Origin of the sequence: Mesorhizobium sp. M8A.F.Ca.ET.208.01.1.1, assembly GCF_004791315.1 — a bacterium.
Lineage (GTDB): Bacteria > Pseudomonadota > Alphaproteobacteria > Rhizobiales > Rhizobiaceae > Mesorhizobium.
The window spans coordinates 102233-118684 of the sequence record NZ_SRUT01000012.1; the positions used below are offsets into that span (position 1 = coordinate 102233).

At 64.2% G+C, this 16452-nt stretch carries 18 protein-coding genes and 1 pseudogene; 10 read left to right on the plus strand and 9 right to left on the minus strand.

The genetic code is table 11. The features are described from left to right. The first annotated feature begins 85 nt into the window (after positions 1-85). Positions 86-1063: a threonine/serine dehydratase gene (locus EN851_RS31580; RefSeq protein ID WP_135862910.1), complete on the plus strand. Its 978-nt coding sequence runs from the start codon at positions 86-88 to the stop codon at positions 1061-1063. Positions 1064-1093: 30 nt separating this feature from the next. Here the strand turns inward: EN851_RS31580 and EN851_RS31585 are convergent, their stop codons facing one another. The 4 genes from EN851_RS31585 to EN851_RS31600 are packed head-to-tail and all read right to left on the minus strand — an operon-like array spanning position 1094 to position 4807. Further along, the gene (locus tag EN851_RS31585; RefSeq protein WP_135930782.1) at positions 1094-2230 is read right to left on the minus strand and encodes an ABC transporter permease; all 1137 of its coding nucleotides are present in this window, start codon (positions 2228-2230) and stop codon (positions 1094-1096) included. 8 nt (positions 2231-2238) lie between these two features. Continuing rightward, complete coding sequence (locus tag EN851_RS31590; RefSeq protein WP_135930761.1) at positions 2239-3159, minus strand: ABC transporter ATP-binding protein; 921 nt, start codon at positions 3157-3159, stop codon at positions 2239-2241. Beyond that, the gene (locus EN851_RS31595) at positions 3156-4109 is read right to left on the minus strand and encodes an HlyD family efflux transporter periplasmic adaptor subunit (protein WP_135930762.1); all 954 of its coding nucleotides are present in this window, start codon (positions 4107-4109) and stop codon (positions 3156-3158) included. Before EN851_RS31595 ends, EN851_RS31590 begins: the two co-directional genes overlap by 4 nt. Further along, the gene (locus EN851_RS31600) at positions 4106-4807 is read right to left on the minus strand and encodes a CerR family C-terminal domain-containing protein (RefSeq protein WP_135930783.1); all 702 of its coding nucleotides are present in this window, start codon (positions 4805-4807) and stop codon (positions 4106-4108) included. Before EN851_RS31600 ends, EN851_RS31595 begins: the two co-directional genes overlap by 4 nt. A 91-nt stretch (positions 4808-4898) precedes the next feature. On the opposite strand from EN851_RS31600, the gene EN851_RS31605 reads away from it, so the two are divergent. From EN851_RS31605 to EN851_RS31615, 3 genes are read left to right on the plus strand one after another with little or no spacing between them, the layout of a single operon-like run. Beyond that, positions 4899-5372 (plus strand): CYTH domain-containing protein, encoded by a 474-nt coding sequence (locus EN851_RS31605; RefSeq protein WP_127871072.1) that lies wholly within the window; start codon positions 4899-4901, stop codon positions 5370-5372. Next, positions 5369-6313: a CHAD domain-containing protein gene (locus tag EN851_RS31610; RefSeq protein WP_135930763.1), complete on the plus strand. Its 945-nt coding sequence runs from the start codon at positions 5369-5371 to the stop codon at positions 6311-6313. The genes EN851_RS31605 and EN851_RS31610 overlap by 4 nt, the downstream gene beginning before the upstream one ends. A 56-nt stretch (positions 6314-6369) precedes the next feature. After that, positions 6370-7197, plus strand: a complete 828-nt coding sequence (locus EN851_RS31615; protein WP_135930764.1) for a lipo-like protein — start codon at positions 6370-6372, stop codon at positions 7195-7197. Between the two features lie 83 nt (positions 7198-7280). Here the strand turns inward: EN851_RS31615 and EN851_RS31620 are convergent, their stop codons facing one another. After that, the gene (locus EN851_RS31620) at positions 7281-8657 is read right to left on the minus strand and encodes an adenylate/guanylate cyclase domain-containing protein (protein WP_127871069.1); all 1377 of its coding nucleotides are present in this window, start codon (positions 8655-8657) and stop codon (positions 7281-7283) included. Between the two features lie 110 nt (positions 8658-8767). Further along, positions 8768-9568: a helix-turn-helix transcriptional regulator gene (locus EN851_RS31625; protein WP_135862925.1), complete on the minus strand. Its 801-nt coding sequence runs from the start codon at positions 9566-9568 to the stop codon at positions 8768-8770. Between the two features lie 113 nt (positions 9569-9681). Here EN851_RS31625 and EN851_RS31630 point away from each other — a divergent pair, with 113 nt between their 5' ends. The 4 genes and pseudogenes from EN851_RS31630 to EN851_RS31645 all read left to right on the plus strand — a co-directional run bounded on the left by EN851_RS31630 (position 9682) and on the right by EN851_RS31645 (position 11942). Next, positions 9682-10542: an ATP/GTP-binding protein gene (locus tag EN851_RS31630; protein WP_135930765.1), complete on the plus strand. Its 861-nt coding sequence runs from the start codon at positions 9682-9684 to the stop codon at positions 10540-10542. A gap of 21 nt (positions 10543-10563) precedes the next feature. Then, positions 10564-10821: pseudogene (locus EN851_RS31635) on the plus strand (LysR substrate-binding domain-containing protein); the annotation flags it as partial. A gap of 135 nt (positions 10822-10956) precedes the next feature. Beyond that, positions 10957-11337, plus strand: a complete 381-nt coding sequence (locus EN851_RS31640; protein WP_135930767.1) for a nuclear transport factor 2 family protein — start codon at positions 10957-10959, stop codon at positions 11335-11337. Next, on the plus strand, positions 11316-11942 hold the full coding sequence (locus EN851_RS31645; RefSeq protein ID WP_135918003.1) for a DNA-3-methyladenine glycosylase: 627 nt from the start codon (positions 11316-11318) through the stop codon (positions 11940-11942). Before EN851_RS31640 ends, EN851_RS31645 begins: the two co-directional genes overlap by 22 nt. A gap of 296 nt (positions 11943-12238) precedes the next feature. On the opposite strand, the gene EN851_RS31650 is transcribed toward EN851_RS31645, so the two are convergent. Further along, positions 12239-12940 carry a phosphatase PAP2 family protein gene (locus EN851_RS31650; protein WP_135930784.1) on the minus strand — a complete coding sequence of 234 codons (702 nt, stop codon included), beginning with the start codon at positions 12938-12940 and terminating at the stop codon, positions 12239-12241. 8 nt (positions 12941-12948) lie between these two features. After that, a complete protein-coding gene (locus EN851_RS31655; protein WP_056585458.1) occupies positions 12949-13290 on the minus strand; it encodes a hypothetical protein in 342 nt (113 codons plus the stop codon). 167 nt (positions 13291-13457) lie between these two features. Between EN851_RS31655 and EN851_RS31660 the strand changes: the two genes are divergently transcribed. Continuing rightward, positions 13458-14849: a sensor histidine kinase gene (locus EN851_RS31660; RefSeq protein WP_127278299.1), complete on the plus strand. Its 1392-nt coding sequence runs from the start codon at positions 13458-13460 to the stop codon at positions 14847-14849. Beyond that, positions 14846-15508 carry a response regulator transcription factor gene (locus EN851_RS31665; RefSeq protein WP_127871064.1) on the plus strand — a complete coding sequence of 221 codons (663 nt, stop codon included), beginning with the start codon at positions 14846-14848 and terminating at the stop codon, positions 15506-15508. Before EN851_RS31660 ends, EN851_RS31665 begins: the two co-directional genes overlap by 4 nt. 227 nt (positions 15509-15735) lie before the next feature. Here the strand turns inward: EN851_RS31665 and EN851_RS31670 are convergent, their stop codons facing one another. After that, entirely contained in the window at positions 15736-16233 is a 498-nt protein-coding gene (locus EN851_RS31670) for a hypothetical protein (RefSeq protein ID WP_135930768.1), read from the minus strand. Positions 16234-16452 lie beyond the last annotated feature (219 nt).

Genomic DNA, 16452 nt, shown 5'->3' on the forward strand with positions numbered 1-16452 from the left:
CAACTTTGTCCCTGTCACATTTTTTCGTTGGCATCGCGCAAGCCTTTCCGTGCACCATGACCGGATCGCATCACCAGGACCCGCCATGACCATCCCTCCCGGCATCGCCGACATCCACGCCGCCGCCGCTCGCCTCTATGGCCTGATCGTCGAGACCCCGTTGCTCGAATCGCAGGAGCTGAACCGGCGCTTCGGCGGCCGCATCCTGTTCAAGCCGGAGACGCTGCAGCGCACCGGGTCGTTCAAGTTCCGCGGCGCCTACAACAAGCTGTCGTCACTGAGCGAGGAAGAGCGGTCCCGTGGCGTCGTCGCCTTTTCCTCGGGCAACCATGCGCAAGGGGTGGCGGCTTCCGCCGCCATGTTCGGCGTCAAGGCGGTCATCGCCATGCCGGCGGATGCGCCGGACATGAAGATCGCCAATGTCCGCAAGATGGGAGCGGAGGTGGTGCCCTTCGACCGTTTCAAGGACGACCGCATGACGGTGGTCCGTCCCTATCTGGACAAGGGCATGGCGTTGGTGCCGCCCTTCGACGACCCGGCCATCATTGCCGGCCAGGGCACGATCGGACTGGAGCTGGTGAAGCAGGCGCGGGCGCTCGGCGTCAGGCTCGACGCGGTCGTCATTCCCTGCGGCGGTGGCGGCCTGACCAGCGGCATTTCCGTTGCGGTCAAGGATGCCTCGCCCGGCACCGCGATCTGGGCGGTCGAGCCCGAGCATTTCGACGACACGCGCCGCTCGCTGGCAGCGGGCGCCAGGGTCTCGAACGAGCCGGGTTACAGTTCGATCTGCGACGCCATCCTCACCGCCGAGCCGGGCGCCATCACCTTCGAGATCAACCGCCGCAACCTCGCCGGCGCCATTGCGGTTTCCGATAGAGCGACCGCGCAGGCGATGCGCGACGCCATGGCCCATCTCAAACTGGTGGTCGAGCCCGGCGGCTGCGTCGGGCTGGCGGCGCTGTCGTCGGGCGAGATAGACCTTGCCGGCAAATGCGTCGCCGTGGTGCTCTCCGGCGGCAATGTCGATTTCGGCACCTACGCCGAGATCATGGCGGCGGCTTAGAGGCGTCGGTCATTCGGTGGCCCCTAACCTCTAATCCAGCGTGCGGCGGAACCGGAGCAGAGCCGTGCCTGCAAACACCACCACGAACAGCACCAGCCAGCCGACCTCGGCTCCTATCGCATGGAAGTCGGCACCCTTGAGCATCACCGCCCGGGTGACGCGCAGGAAATGCGTGAGCGGAAAGATCTCGCCCAGCACCTGCGCCCAACCGGGCATGCCGCGATAGGGGAACATGAAGCCCGACAGGAGCAGCGACGGCAGGAAGAAGAAGAAGGTGAGCTGCATCGCCTGCATCTGTGAGCGTGCCATGGTCGAGATCGTGTAGCCGAGCAGCACCAGCGCCAGCACAAAGACAAGCACCGCAGACAAAAGCAGCGTCAGCGAGCCGACGAACGGGATGCTGAACAGGAGCTTCGCCGCGGTCAACACCACCGCCACCTGCACCGCGCCGACGACGAGGAAGGGCAGCACCTTGCCGAGCATGATCTCGGCCGGGCTGGAAGGCATCGCCAAAAGGTTCTCCATCGTGCCGCGTTCGGTCTCACGGGTCAGCGCCATGGCGGTCATCATCACCATGGTCATCTGCAGGATCACGCCGAGCAGGCCAGGCACGATGTTGTATTGCGAGATGCCTTCGGGATTGTAGCGCTGGTGCACCACCACCTGCAGCTGCCCCCTGGCGCTTTCAGCGGCCGCCGCCTGCATGCCCTGCGCGCGCAGCAGCGCTTGGCTCGCCACCTTGCTCAATGTCGAAACGGCGCCGCTCGCCGCCGACGGATCGGTTGCGTCGGCCTCGATCAGGATCTGCGGGTTGTCGCCGCGCTCGACCCGCCGGGCGAAATCGGCGGGGATCGTCACCACGAAAGAGACGGCGCCCTTGGCCATCAGTTCCTCGGCCTCGGCGGCGCTCTGCGCGACATAGTCGAAGTGGTAGTAGCCCGTCATCTGCAGGGCGGAGGCCATGGCGCGCGTATACTGGTCGTTGCTGATGGCAACGAGCGCCGTCGGCAGGCTCTTGGGATCGTTGTTGATGGCGAAGCCAAACAGTACCAGTTGCAACAGCGGCACGCCCAGCATCATGGCGAAGGTGATGCGGTCGCGCCGCATCTGGATGAACTCCTTGATCAGCAGCGCGCCGAGCCGGGCGAAGGAAAAGACGCTGTTCATGCCATGTTTCATGTCATGTTGTCCTTCGAACCGGACATGAACTGGATGAAGACGTCCTCGAGGCTGGTTTCGCCCGGCGCCACGGTCACGCCCTTGTGCTCTCTCTCGACATCGGCAAGCGCTGCTTCAAGCTTCTTGCGGTCGGAGCCGACGACATGCAGCGTGGCGCCGAACGGCGCCACCTGGTCGACGCCGGCGCGGCCCTCAAGCGCTTCGGCCACCTTGTCAAGCCGCGGACCCTGCACCACGAAAGTGGTCAGCCCTGCGTTCTTCACCACCTCGGCCACGGTGCCGGTGGCCAGCATCTTGCCGTAGGAGATGTAGCTGATGCGGTGGCAGCGCTCGGCCTCGTCCATATAGTGGGTGGAGACCAGCACGGTCAGCCCGCCGCTGGCCAGGCGATGGATCTCGTCCCAGAACTCGCGCCGCGCCTTCGGGTCGACGCCGGCCGTCGGCTCGTCGAGCAGAAGCAGCTTCGGCTTGTGCATGATGCAGGCGGCCAGCGCCAGCCGCTGCTTCCAGCCGCCGGACAAGGTGCCGGCCAGCTGGTTGCGGCGCGTCGCCAGGCCGAGCTCCTCCAATGTCCGGGCGACATACTCCTCGACTGGTCTCAGCCGGTAGAGCCGCGCCACGAATTCCAGATTCTCGCCGATCGTGAGATCCTCGTAGAACGAGAATTTCTGCGTCATGTAGCCGACTTCGCGCTTGATCCTGAGACTGTCCGTGCGGATGTTGAAACCCAGCACCGTGCCTTCGCCCTCGTCCGGCGTCAGCAGGCCGCACATGATGCGAATCGTGGTGGTCTTGCCCGAGCCGTTGGGGCCAAGGAAGCCGACGATCTCGCCCTCGGCGACCGACATGGTCACATGGTCGACGACGATCTTGCCGCCGAAGCGCTTGACCAGGCCGCGGACGTCGATGGCGTTCATCTTCCCATATCCGCGAGATCGACATCGACGATCTGGCCGGGCTGCAGCGGCCCCGCATCGCCCTCCGGCCGCGCCTCAACGAGGTAGACCAGCTTCTGCCGGTTTTCCAGGGAGTAGATCACCGGGGGGGTGAATTCGGGATCGGGCGAGATATAGCTGACGCGCGCCTTCACCTCCGGGCCGCAGCCGTCGCAATGGACGCTGAGCAGGCTGCCGACCTTGACCGAGGAGAAAGCGCTCTCCGGAATATAGACGCTGAGCTTCACCGCGCCGTCGGGGAGCACCGAGATGACAGGCGCGGTCGGGCCCGCCGTGTCGCCGGGATTGCGGATGACGTCGTTGACGCGGCCGGGCGAAGGGGCCGCGAGCGTGCGCTTGGAGAGGCGCCACACCGCCTGCTCCAGTTCGGCCTGCGCCTGCTTGACCTGGTTGTCGGCGGCCTTGATCGTCTCGGACCGCGCCGGCAGGCCGCCGACGGCGAGGTTGGCCTCGGCCTGGCCGACCTGGGCGTTGGCGGTTTCCAGCGTCGCCGAGGCGGTGTCATAGTCGGCCTGGGTGCCGGTGCCGCGCTTGAACAGATCGGCGGCGCGAGCGTATTTGCGTCTTGCGTCGTCTGCCTGCGCCTTGGCCATGTCGACTTGAGCCTTGAGTGCGGCGATTTCTTCGGGCCGCTTGCCGACCTGCAGGTCGGCCAACTGCGCCTGTGCTTGGGCGAGGCTTGCCTGCGCCTGCGCCACCGCGATCCTGGCATCGGCATTTTCGAGTGTCACCACGGTGGCTCCCGGCGTGACGCGATCGCCGCGCTTCACCGTCACCGTCTCGACCTGCGCCACCTCGATCGGCGCCAGCAGCACGTAATCGCCCTCGACATAACCGACGGCGAGCGGTGCCGCCGGGGCGCAGGCACCGAACAGCTGGGCGGCGAGCGGCAGCGAACACAGGAAGCTCATTGTCTTGGTCCCTTCATCCCTACCCCTTTTCGGGCGGCCAGCATGGCGCCGAGGTTGTCCGTGGTGGCCGCCACCACCTTGGCGGCCTCGGCGGCACCGATGTCTTGCCAGCCCATGCGGCGCATCACCGCCTCGCGGCCGATGCGGAAATAGATGACCTGGCCGATCAGCGTGAACACGGTGAGCCGGGTCCGTTCGCTCTCGGCCGGCTCGCCGGTGGCTTGCTCCCAGAGCAGACACAGGCGGCGATGCGCCGGCTCGAAGACGCCGTCATAGATGCGGTCGAGCGCCGCCGTCGGATGCGACAGTTCGCGCAGCACGAACTGCACGATCTCCCCGGCCTGCGGGCTGGCAACGACAAAGCCGACCATCCGTTCCAGGGCCGCGAACAGCTGCGCGCGCGCCGCCTCCGGATCGCCAGCCGTCGCGGCCTGTTCATTGAGCGCCTGACCGGCGACGGCCTGAATGGTCTCGACGATGAAGTCGGCGGCAGCGGCGCGAAGACCTTCCTTGCCGCCGAAATGATAGGCGATCGAGCCGATATTGGCCCCTGCCTCGGCGGCGATTTCACGCGTCGAGGTGCCGTCGAAGCCCTGCCGCCCGAACAGTTTCAGCGCCGCCCGAACGAGCGCGGCACGCGTTAGCTCAGCCGGGGATGTCGCGTGGCGGGGCGGCTTGGCGGCCGACAATTTGATCATGGCAAGCATTTTAATCAATCGATTGATTAAAGTCAACTTGTGTGCGGTGCCGTCTTGCCATCGCCTTCGGCAAACGCTTTAGTGCGCGGCCATGGGCAAGGAAGTCGAGCGTAAGTTCCTGGTCTCCAGCCCCGCGTGGCGGGACCTGGTGGAAGCGGATATCCGCATTCTCCAGTTCTATCTCGCCACGGCACCCGGACGAACCGTCCGCATCCGCATCAGTGATGGCGCCTCGGCCAAGCTGACGCTCAAATTCGGCAGCAGCGCGCGCGAGCGCGACGAATTCGAATATCCGATCCCGCTGGCGGAGGCGGTGGAGATGCTGGACTTCGCCATCGGACGTGTCATCGAGAAGACACGCTACCATGTTAGACATCGCGGCTATCTCTATGAAGTCGATGTCTTTGGCGGCGCACTGGCGGGACTTGTGGTGGCCGAACTCGAGACTCCGGAAGACGTTCCGGATGAAATGCTGCCGGACTGGCTCGGCCGTGAAGTCACCGGTGAACAGATGTTCTACAACGCGTCGCTCGCCCTCGGGGGGATACCGGAGATCGCCGCATGAGCTTTCGCATAGACCCGCGCTTGCCGCTGACCGGCGAGGTCAGACGCATCCTTGCCGAGGAAATCGGCAAGGCCCTGCAACATCTGGACGTGGCGCGCACTCGGCCCGAACAGGGGCTACACAAATGCCGCAAGCGGCTGAAGAGCGCGCGCGCCTTGTTGCGCCTCGTTCGTTCCGGAGACGAAACGTTCTGTGCCACGGAAAACCAATGCTATCGCAATGTGGCGGCGCTGCTTGCCGGCCCGCGTGAAGCGACAGCTCTGATCGAAACCATCGATCGGCTGGCGGCGGCCTTTGCCAGGGAAAGCGCCGATGGCGGGCTCGATGCCGTGCGCGACCGGCTGATCGCACGCCAGCATGATTTGCACGAAGGCGCCGGGCTGCAGGCAGCGATCGGCGCGGCCGCCGCTGCCTGCGAAGACGGCATGAAGCGCATGGAAACCCTTACCCTGCCCGACCAGCCGGAACAGGCCGCCGACGTGCTTGCCGAAGGCGCCCGCGCCACCTTGCGCCGTGCAAGGAGGGCCCTCGACAAGGCCGGCTCGCACGGCGAGGCCGACGATTTCCACGACCTGCGCAAGGCGGCCAAGACGCATGGCATGCACCTGTCGCTGCTCGGCAGGCTGTGGCCGACCCCGATCAAGGCGCGGCGCAAGGCCGTTGATGCGCTGGGCGAACGGCTCGGCGAACTGCATGATGTGTTCGTCATGCGTGCGTTGCTCGAGGCGGACGACGAGCCGCTGGGACCGCCCGAGGATACGAAACTTCTCGGCAAGCTGCTCAAGCGTTCGGAAAAGAGCCTGAAGAAGGCGTGCCTTGCCGAGGCGGCCGAACTGTTTGACGACAGCCCCAAGCGCTCGACGAAAAGGCTTGCCCGCAAGGCCCGCGACGATCTTGCCGGCTCGGCCGAAGACGCCGGCGCACTTGCGGCCACCGGCTGATCCGGACCGAACATGCTTTGCCCTCGGGCACCGGCCTGTGGTAATCGCCATAGCCGATGACCGAGCCTGGCGACATGCTTCTGGATCGACTGGGCCGCTGGCTTGCCGGTCAGCTGCAGGAAGAATCCTCGGGATACGAGCCCTACACGCCTTCCGACGCCGAAACACTGCGCCGCACGCTGGAGCCGGGCGACGTCCTGTTGATCGAGGGCAACCAGAAGATCTCGGCGGCGATCAAGTATCTGACCCAGTCCACGTGGTCGCATGCGGCCTTCTATGTCGGCGACGCTTTGGCCGAACCGGATGACGGCTCGGAACGCAGGCGGCTGATCGAGGTCACGCTCGGCGAAGGCTGTGTCGCCGTACCCTTGTCGCGGTACCGGACCTACAATACCCGCATCTGCCGGGCGAGCGGCCTGGCACCCGAAGACCGCGACAAGGTCGTCGCCTTCATGATCAGCAAGCTCGGCCTGAGATACGACCTCAAGAACATCTTCGACATGCTGCGCTATTTCATGCCGACGCCGCCGGTGCCGGTGCGCTGGCGCCGCCGCATGCTGGCCTTCGGCTCCGGCGACCCGACGCGGGCGATCTGCTCGACGCTGATTGCCGAGGCTTACGGCCAGATCCGCTATCCGATCCTGCCCGAGATATCCCGCGCGCCCGGCCGCGCCTCGGCGCAGTCGACCTATATGCGCAGGGAAATCTTGCACATCCGCCATCACTCGCTCTACACGCCGCGCGATTTCGACCTGTCGCCGTTTTTCCGCATCGTCAAGCCGACGCTGGAATACGGCTTCGACTACAGGGCCGTGACCTGGGACGACAAGGCAAGCACGGACGCCGCAGCCGCAAAGGCTGGCGCAACCGCGGCGGACACGTGATGGCTTTCCGCCTAGGTCAGGACATGCCTGGCGCGGCCTACCGCTGTCCTGCCGAGGTGCAGCGTTTCACATGGCGGCCTATGTCACGCCGGAACCGCAACAACACCCTGGTTTTCGGCTCTGCGTTCGACCCAGACATGGACCGGTTCGTCCCGGCCGCGGATGCTCATCGGTCCATGATCGCGCGCATTCAACGGTGTCGTGGGCGATTCCGCCTTCGCCGCCTCAATCAGTCGTGACCCAAAGCAAATATTCGCCTGAAGCTCACGGCAGAGCGACTGCAAACGGCTGGCGACGTTGACGGTGTCGCCCACCACCGCGAAGGACAGATTGCGCTCGCTGCCGACCGCGCCGATGACCACTGCGCCATATTGTACACCGATCCGAACGTCCAGCGGCGGGTATCCCCTGGACACACGCTGTACATTCCAGTCCTCGAGAGCGGCGACCATCGCTTCAGCACACTGGATGGCCCGAGTCGCGTCGTCATGGCTGGCTTGCGGAACCCCGAATGTCGCCATGATGCAATCGCCGATATAGTTATCGACGGTGCCACGGTGGTCGAAAACGACTTGTTCCATGCGACGGTGGAACTGACGCAGGAGTTCGAACACTGCTTCGGCCGGATGATCCTCGGAATAGTGTGTGAAGCCGACGATGTCGGCGAACAGCACCGCGATATCCTGCCGGCGAACCGGGCCGAAGGGCTCGTCATCGGCGGCGAGCTGGTCGACGACATTGGGCGAAAAATGCCGGGCGAGATTGGCGCGGGCGCGCTCTGCCTTGACATAGTCTTCCGACAGATGTCGGGAACGAAAGACGACCAGCGCCATGATCGCGCCGATAATCAGCACGACCAACACGTTGGTCGCCTGCGCGAATGTATCGACGAAATTGGGGTTGAGATAGAGGTTCAGTCGCTCTGTCATTGGCAGCGAATAGAGGTTCGTCGCCGGAATTACGGTTCCCGGATGGGAAATCACCCATCCCACCCCGATCGCCCATGTCAGGGCCGCGAGCGCGCCGAGATAGAGTGCCAATCGTGTCGAAAGGGTCAGAGCGCCAAGGCATACGAAAATCAGCAGGTATTTAAAGCTGCCCTCGCGCAGTTGCATCGCGGCCGGCGCGACCTCGAGGGAAAACGGGTTGGGCGTTATCAGCAGAACGGTCAACAGAATGATGTCCAGCGTACCGGTGAGGTAACCGATCCACCATCGCGCCGTACGACGGCGAGCAAAGAGAAACTGGATCAGGCCGACCAGCTGGAACAGCACGAGGCCCGCCAGCACGAAGAGCAGCGAAGCATCCCAGCGGCTGGTCAATGAAAAGAAGCAGGAGATCACGGCGAGCGATGCCGTACGCGCCCAGAACTGTAATGCAGCACCCTGGCGTTCTGCGCGCGCCCGCAAATTTTTCAGGCGCGAATAGCGGCGAAGTTCAAGTGTTGGCGCGGTCGACATAGGATCACTTCGATTTCATGGGGACGTGTCACGCATTCCGCAAACCCGCCTTCTACAATCTGACAAATCAGTGCGCGAACTCTATCATGAATGTGATTTCGGTTTCTGTATCAGGCCGGTAACGGGCGGCGTCCCTTTGCAGGAGCGGCGGGCCGATCGAACGCCCCGGCGTCGCGCGGATGCGGGCCGATCGGCATGATCGCCTCGAACGGCGTGGCGCCGAAGGCGAACGTCCATTTGTAGCCGACCAACCCGTCCTCGGGCGTGGTGTGCTGGTCGTGATGGGCGAGCAGTTTCGCGCGGTCGGCCAGTTCCTCGGCCTCGCGCCGCACCATTTCCGCCGTCTCCGGGCGCATCCGCCTGGAGAAGCTGACGAAGGTCGCCTCCTTCTCGATATGGGTGATCGCCCAGCCGATGAAATTCTTGTTGGTCATCTCGAACAACGGCCTGAGCGGCCCCTCGAAATTCCATTGAATCGGCGTTTCGACCAGCAATTTCGCCGACAGGCCACGGCCGAGCGCGATCAGGCCGAGCTGCTCGAGGTCGCGCAGATAGAGGAACATCGAGGCTTCGCTCAGGCCCTGCGAGCGCATGATGCCTTCAGGCGTGAACTTTTCCGACAGCATGACGAAGACGAACAGCAGCGCCGGACGGCCGGCGAGCCGGCGCTCGATCTCCGGCGCGACGTGGTTGACCGGCCCCGGCCCCCTGCTCATCGAGCCGAGCACGTTTTCCAGTTCCACGCCGGCGGCGGCGCAGATCTCCACCAGCCGGTCGAGCTTGCAGTTCTTCTCATGGAAGATGCGCTTCACCGTCGGCTCGGAAACGCCCATGCGTTCGGCAAGCTCGCGATAGGTGACGCCCTTCGCCTTCAGCGTCCGCTTAAGCGCCTCGAAGACCAGACCGTTCATGGGATGCACCTCTTGCCTGCGGTTTCGTATCGGTATTCGATACTAGTGGCAATCTGGCTTCCCGAAAAGTATCGAAAAGCCTAGCTCTTCGCCGACATCAAAGGAGAGCAGTCATGAACATCTTCGTCACCTCAGCCTTTATCGCCACCATCGGCATAGCGGCCGCACCGCCGGCCCAGGCCGGAGAACTCTGGCGGGCAACGGGCCTCGAACAGCCGGAATCGGCGCTGTTCGACGCCGCCAATAGCCGCATCATCGTTTCCAACATATCAGGCAATCCGGGCGACGCCGACGGCATTGGTTATCTCAGCGTGCTGTCCACGGAGGGCAAGATCGTCACCCAGCACTGGACCGACGGCATGGACGCGCCCAAGGGCATGGCGATAGCGGGCGGCAAGCTCTATGTCGCCGACATCACCAAGGTCCGCGTCGTCGACCTCGCCAGCGGCAAGCTCATCGCCAGCATCGTGGTCCCGAATGCCGTCTTCCTGAACGACATGACGTCGGACCAGTCAGGCAAGGTCTATGTCACCGACATGCTGGCCGACACGATCTACCGCATCGACGGCGACAGACCGGAGCTGTTTGTCAGGGACGCCATGCTCGCTTCACCCAACGGCGTCTTCGCCGATGGCAGCAGGCTGATCGTCGCCTCGTGGGGCAAGGGCATCAAGCCCGACTTCAGCACGGCCGAGCCGGGCGGGCTGCTGGCGGTCGACCTCGCCAGCAAGACGGTGACACCGCTCGCGGGCGCGCAGAAATTCGCCGACCTCGACGGCGTCATCGCGCTGGGCGACACCATCTATGCCACCGCCTACATGACCGGCACGCTCTACCGATACAGGACCGGCGGCGCGCCGGAAGCGGTGGCGCATTTCAAGCCGGGCAGTGCCGACATCGGCACCGACGGCAAGTCGATCCTCTATGTGCCGCTGATGAACGAGGGGGAGGTGGCGGCGCTGAAGATCGATTGAGAGCCCATACCGAGCGCTCCAGAGCTGAGGGTGCGCGTCGACGGACAGCTGACTTTCAATTCGACGATCCCCATGATCGACGCCACCGTGAGCGGACTTGGGATCGCCTACGTGCCGGAGAATTTGGTGACCGACGAGCTTCGGTCGGGCCGGTTGGTGCTGATGCTCGACGAATGGTGCCCGCTGTTCCCGGGCTATTACCTCTACTATCCGACCCGCCGGCAGAACTCGCCCGCCTTCGCGGTGATCGCCAATGCCCTGCGCCAGGCGGATGTCTAATGAAAAATGATCGATAGGCGCGGCCGGCGGCGCCTCGGCTGGCTTTGCGAACGCCGTTCCGCGCAATCTCGAAGGTCCGCTCCAGGCAGGCATATATGGTATGACGGCCCGCCATCGGCGGCCGAGGAGTTCGAGATGGAAGACCGAGAGATCAGAGCGGCCCTGGATCGTCACTGGGCCGCTTCCGACACCAGCGACTTCGAAGCTGAGCACGAGGTCTACCGGGAGGACGCAGTGCTCGACTATCCGCAATCGGGCGAGCGCATAAGCGGGCGGCGCAACATCCAGTCGTCCCGCGCCGCGCAGCCGAACCGCAAGCGCTTCACCGTGCGCCGCATCACCGGCACCGGTGACCTCTGGGTCACCGAATATATCCTGACCTATGACGGAAGGCCGTCCTACACGGTCAGCATCATGGAGTTCCTCGACGGCAAGGTGGCCCGCGAGACGCAGTATTTCGGCGATCCGTTCGAACCCGGACCTTCGCGCGCGCAATGGGTCGAACGGATCCCGTGAACCGCTCGACAAATCATCCACCGCTCGCGCGGGAAGAACTGCCGGACGATACGGCCGCCCTTGCCCGTTATCTCATCGGCAAGCTGGTGGTGCGCGACTTGCCCGACGGCAGGGTCAGCGGGCGGATCGTCGAGACGGAAGCCTATGTCGCCGGCGATGCCGCCGGGCATGGCTTTCGAGGGATGACGGAGCGCAACCGGTCGCTGTTTCTCGAGCGCGGGCACGCCTATGTCTATCTCGCCTATGGCATCTCATTCATGCTGAACGTTTCGAGCGAGGCGCAAGGCATCGGGACCGGCGTGCTGATCCGGGCACTGGAGCCGCTGGAAGGCATCGCGATCATGCGGCTGAACCGTGGCGTCGAGCGCCTGCGCGACCTGGCGCGCGGGCCCGGAAGGCTGGCCGCGGCATTGCGGATCGATCGATCGCTCGACGGGCTCGACCTTTGCCGGGAAGGCCCGCTATGGCTCGCACACGATGAATTCGGGGCGGGCGCGATCGGACAGGGCATCAGGATCGGCATTTCGAAGGACGCGGACCGCCTGCTTCGCTTTTACCTGAAGGAAAGTCCTTTCGTCAGCGGCCCGGCATCGCTCAACCGTTGAGCGACGGTTGCTCCGCCTCTTGTTTTCCCGCCAGCTGCGCCCGCGCATCGCGGATCGACGCGGCATAGGTCACCAGCGGCCGCTTGACGCTTGCGGCACGTTAGCGTCTTCGCCTGATTGTCCATTTCTCGATACTTTCCGAGGATTTCAGCCTAAGGTGCCGCACATTCGGGGCAGGGGATAACGAGGTTGAACGTTTTCAAGATCTTGATGACATCAGCAGGCTTGCTACCGATGGCTTTGGCGCTGGCGGGCTGTGGTGGGCACCTCATCAACAGGTTGATCTGACGGTGGGGTCAGGCATCGTCGCTCACCGCCTGGCGCCGTTGCAGAACCCTCGCCACCAACCAGCATAGCATCGCCCAGGCGAAGCCTGCACACCAGCCCGCCAGCACATCGGACGGCCAGTGGACGCCCAGATAGACGCGGCTGACGCCGACCAGCACCGTCGTCAGCACCGCCAGGAACAACACGTAGACCTTGGTGGTTCGGCCTGGCAGGAAGCGTGCCGCCAGCGAACCGAGCGTGAGATAGGTCACCGCCGACAGCATGGCATGGCCGCTCGGAAAGGAGAGCGAGGTCTCGTTGACCAGATGCGAAACCAGTTCCGGACGTGGCCGGTCGACGCCGACTTTCAGCAGGCTCGACAGAAGCTGGCCGCCCGCCACGGCAACGAAGATGAGAAGCGCAGTGCCTCGCCTGCGGATCAAAAGCAGATATATGACCGTCGCGGTGGTGATCAGCACCAGCACGCTGGTACTGCCAAGGCTGGTGATGTCACGCATCGCCCCTTCCAGCCATGACGGACCGATGGGAAGGCCGGGCTGGCCCGGCTGGCGGAAAGCGAGAAGTATCTCGGTATCGAAGGCGTGCGGCGTGGTGGCCCGCGCCACCTCCATCAATTCCTCGAACGCCCACAGCCCACCAGCGATGACCAGTCCGGCCAGCAGCACCGGGAATTCGACCCGGTTGAGCAGCGTTTTCGCAGCGTTTTTCATCGGCACGGTTATAACCGCCCTTGCAGATAGGGCCCAAGGGTGATCAGCGCCACGGCGGCGATCGCCAGCATGATGCCGGTCGCCTGCAGCGCGTTGACGCGCTCGCCGAAGAACACCAGCGCCACGACATTGACCGAGACCAGCTGGATGACCGCCGAAAGGCTGAACGACACCGACATGCCGAACTCGCGGATCAGCCGCAGCATGATCAGATTGCCCAGCGAATAGAGCGCCAGCGTCAGCAGGATCTTGCCCAGGCTCGGCGCCAGTCCCCATTGCTTGGCGGCGGTCGCCGCCAGCAGGAAGATCACCGTTGAAAAACCCAGCTGCAGCAATCCCGAAAAACTCAACGTCCGTCCCCCTCGAAGTGGCTTTCGCCTGATATCGCGGACCTTGTTTCCGAAGCGCGCCGAGACGTCAAGCGAGGTCGTTGCAACGAAGGTCTTGGCAACGGCGAGACTGAAGCTCAATGTGCTGGAATCGCCCAGCATATCGATAGAAGGGCGGTCAGGGGACCATGATTCGTATTCTTCAGAACTTGGCGCGGCGCTGGAGCGAGCTTTCCCTTGCCCTGCAATTCGTCGTTGCCGGCGGCTTTGGGCTGCTGGTCGTCATGCTGATCGTGGGGACTTGGGTGACGACGCAGATCCGGGACGGCGTCATTCGCAATTCGGCCGCCACGACGGCGCTTTATGTCGACAGTGTGATTGCGCCGCTGCTGCCCGACCTGCGCAAGAGCGAGGAGCTCAGCGAATCCGTCAAACAGGCGCTCGACGAGACACTCGGCCAGGGCGCGCTCGGCAAACGCCTGGCGTCGTTCAGGCTCTGGCGCCGCGACGGCACGGTGCTCTACGCGAAGGACGCGGATTTGATCGGCCGCCGCTTCGAGCTGAACAAAAATCTGCGTTCCGCCTTCCAGGGTAGCGTCATGGCCCAGTTCGATACGTTCGACGAGGACGAAGACAAGGAGCGGGCCGCGGGTGTGCCGTTGCTCGAAATCTACAATCCGGTGCGCGAACCCTGGTCCGGCGACGTGGTCGCCGTCACCGAATTCTACGAGCTCGCCGGCGATTTCAAGGCCACCCTGGCTTCCGCCCTGCTGTCGAGCTGGCTGATCGTGGCTGGCACCACCTTGACGGCATTCCTGCTTCTGTCGGGCATCGTCCTGCGCGCCAGCCGCACCATCGACGACCAGCGCGGGGCGCTGCGCCGCCAGGTGTCGGAACTGCAGGGCCTGGTGACGCAGAACAGCGCCTTGCGGCAGCGCGTGCAGCGGGCATCCCGCCGCGCCACGGCGCTCAACGAACGATACCTGCGCCGGATCGGCGCCGACCTGCATGACGGCCCTGCCCAACTGGTGGCCCTGGCGGCGCTGCGCATGGACAGCCCGGTGTTTACCGGCGACGGCCATGGCAGCGAAGGCCGCTCGACCGAGGTCGCCATGATTCGCAAGACGCTGGAGGACGCGATGCGCGAGATACGCGGCATCTGCACCGGCCTGGTGCTGCCGCAGATAGAAACGGCGGCGGCGGCGGACGTGTTGCGGCTGGCCGTCGAGGAGCATGAGCGCCGGACGGGCACGTCGGTGACGCTTACGCTGCCCAAACATTTGCCCGAGCCCGGCGCTTCTGAAAAGATCAGCATCTATCGCTTCGTGCAGGAGGGGCTGAACAATGCCTACCGCCACGGGCGGGGCAAGGATCAGGCGGTGCGTGCGGGAATGAAAAATGGCCGGCTTTTCGTCGAAGTGTCGGATGGCGGGCCGGGCTTCGATCCGGCCCGGGCCGAAGGGTTGGGGCTGGCCGGCCTTAGGGAGCGGGTTGAAAGCATTGGCGGACAGTTCGAAACCCTGACGGGGCCGAAGGGCACGAAATTGATGATCCGTCTTTCGGTCGAGGAGCAAGCATGATGGGCGCCATCCGCATCGCCATTGTCGACGACCATCCTCTCTTCCGCGAGGGTGTGACACGCAGCCTTTCGGAGATCGGAGGCTTCGAGGTGGTCGGAGAAGGGGCTACCGCGCAGGACGCGGAACGCATCGCCTCGACCGTGCAGCCCGACATATTGCTGCTCGACATTTCCATGCCCGGCGGCGGCCTGGCCGCGGTTGCAAGCATCCTTGCCGACCATCCCGCCCAGAAGATCGTCATGCTGACCGTTTCGGAGGCCAATGCCGACGTGACCAAGGCCCTGAACGCGGGGGTGCACGGCTATATCCTCAAAGGAGTCGGATCGCGCTCGCTTGCCGATATCCTGCGCAACGTGGCGGCCGGCGAAAGCTATCTTTCGCCGATGTTGTCGGCCCGGCTGCTTTCCGATGTGCAGTCCCTGCAGCCCACCAACGGCGTGGCGGACCGACTGCGGCAACTCACCGGCCGACAGACCGAAATCCTGCGGCTGGTGGCGGAAGGACTGAGCAACAAGGAAGTTGCCTTGCGCCTGGAGCTGCAGGAGAAGACCGTCAAGCACCACATGACGGGGGTGCTCTCGAAACTCAGCGTGCGGAACCGCACCGAGGCTGCCCTCATGATGCGCGAGTTTCGCGACCGCGAGAGGGACTTCTCATAGAGCGGTTCGGCGTCGTTGGAATCGCCGACTTACGGCAACGCAGCCAGGGAAAGCGCTACGTGCTTTCCCTGGAATTCTCCAAGTCATCGCAGCATTGGAACACAGCGCGAAAACGAGGTCACCTCCGCCGGGGGGCGGCGGAGGTGACGTGTGAAGCCGGTCGTTGCCTGTTGACCAGCTTCACAAGGCCTAGATTTCAGAAGGCCGAGATTTCAGAAGGCCAAGGTTCAGAGGGCCTTGAGGCGGCTGACATCGGCCGGTGTGGCCGGGCGGTCGATGATCGTGCGGTCGAGCGCATCCTTCATCCTGAAACGGCCGTTCTCGATCTTTTCCGTTATGCCGTCGGGGTGCTGAACCGTAATCTTGTTGCCGTCCACGTCGATCTCGTCGCCGGTGATGGCGTTGACATGGCTGCTCTTCCCGCCCTGGCCCTTGCCGGACCCTGAATTGCCGCCACCGTTATCAGCGCCATTTCCGTTGCCGTTGCCGTTGTTGCCGCCGCCGTTTCCATTGTTGCCGCCGCCGTTTCCGCCGCCGCTATTCCCACCGCCACCGCCACCGCCGCCGTCATTGCCACCCCCACCCTTGCCGGCGAGTGCGGTCGCGGCCTCGATTCCAGGCACGAAGCCATGAAAGGCAATTCCATAGGGAGCGATGGTCAGCGCCAGAAGCGCCGCCGATCCGAAAGCCAGCCGGCAACAACGGGCCGTTATCGATCCGTGCATCCTGAACTCCGTCGATTGAGCCGGCGCGCCCACCCCAACGTTGCAGTGCAACCAACATCGCCGAAACACGTGGTGACCGGAAGCGACCTCCGACCGTTGCGTTTGTCCTCCAGGACCTTTGCAGGCGCAAGATTGGACTAAAGTCCGAGGTCCGGCGTGAAAAACGATGTCGTGAGGGGAGCGGCAGCGCGGATACCATGTCACGAAAATGTGATCAGC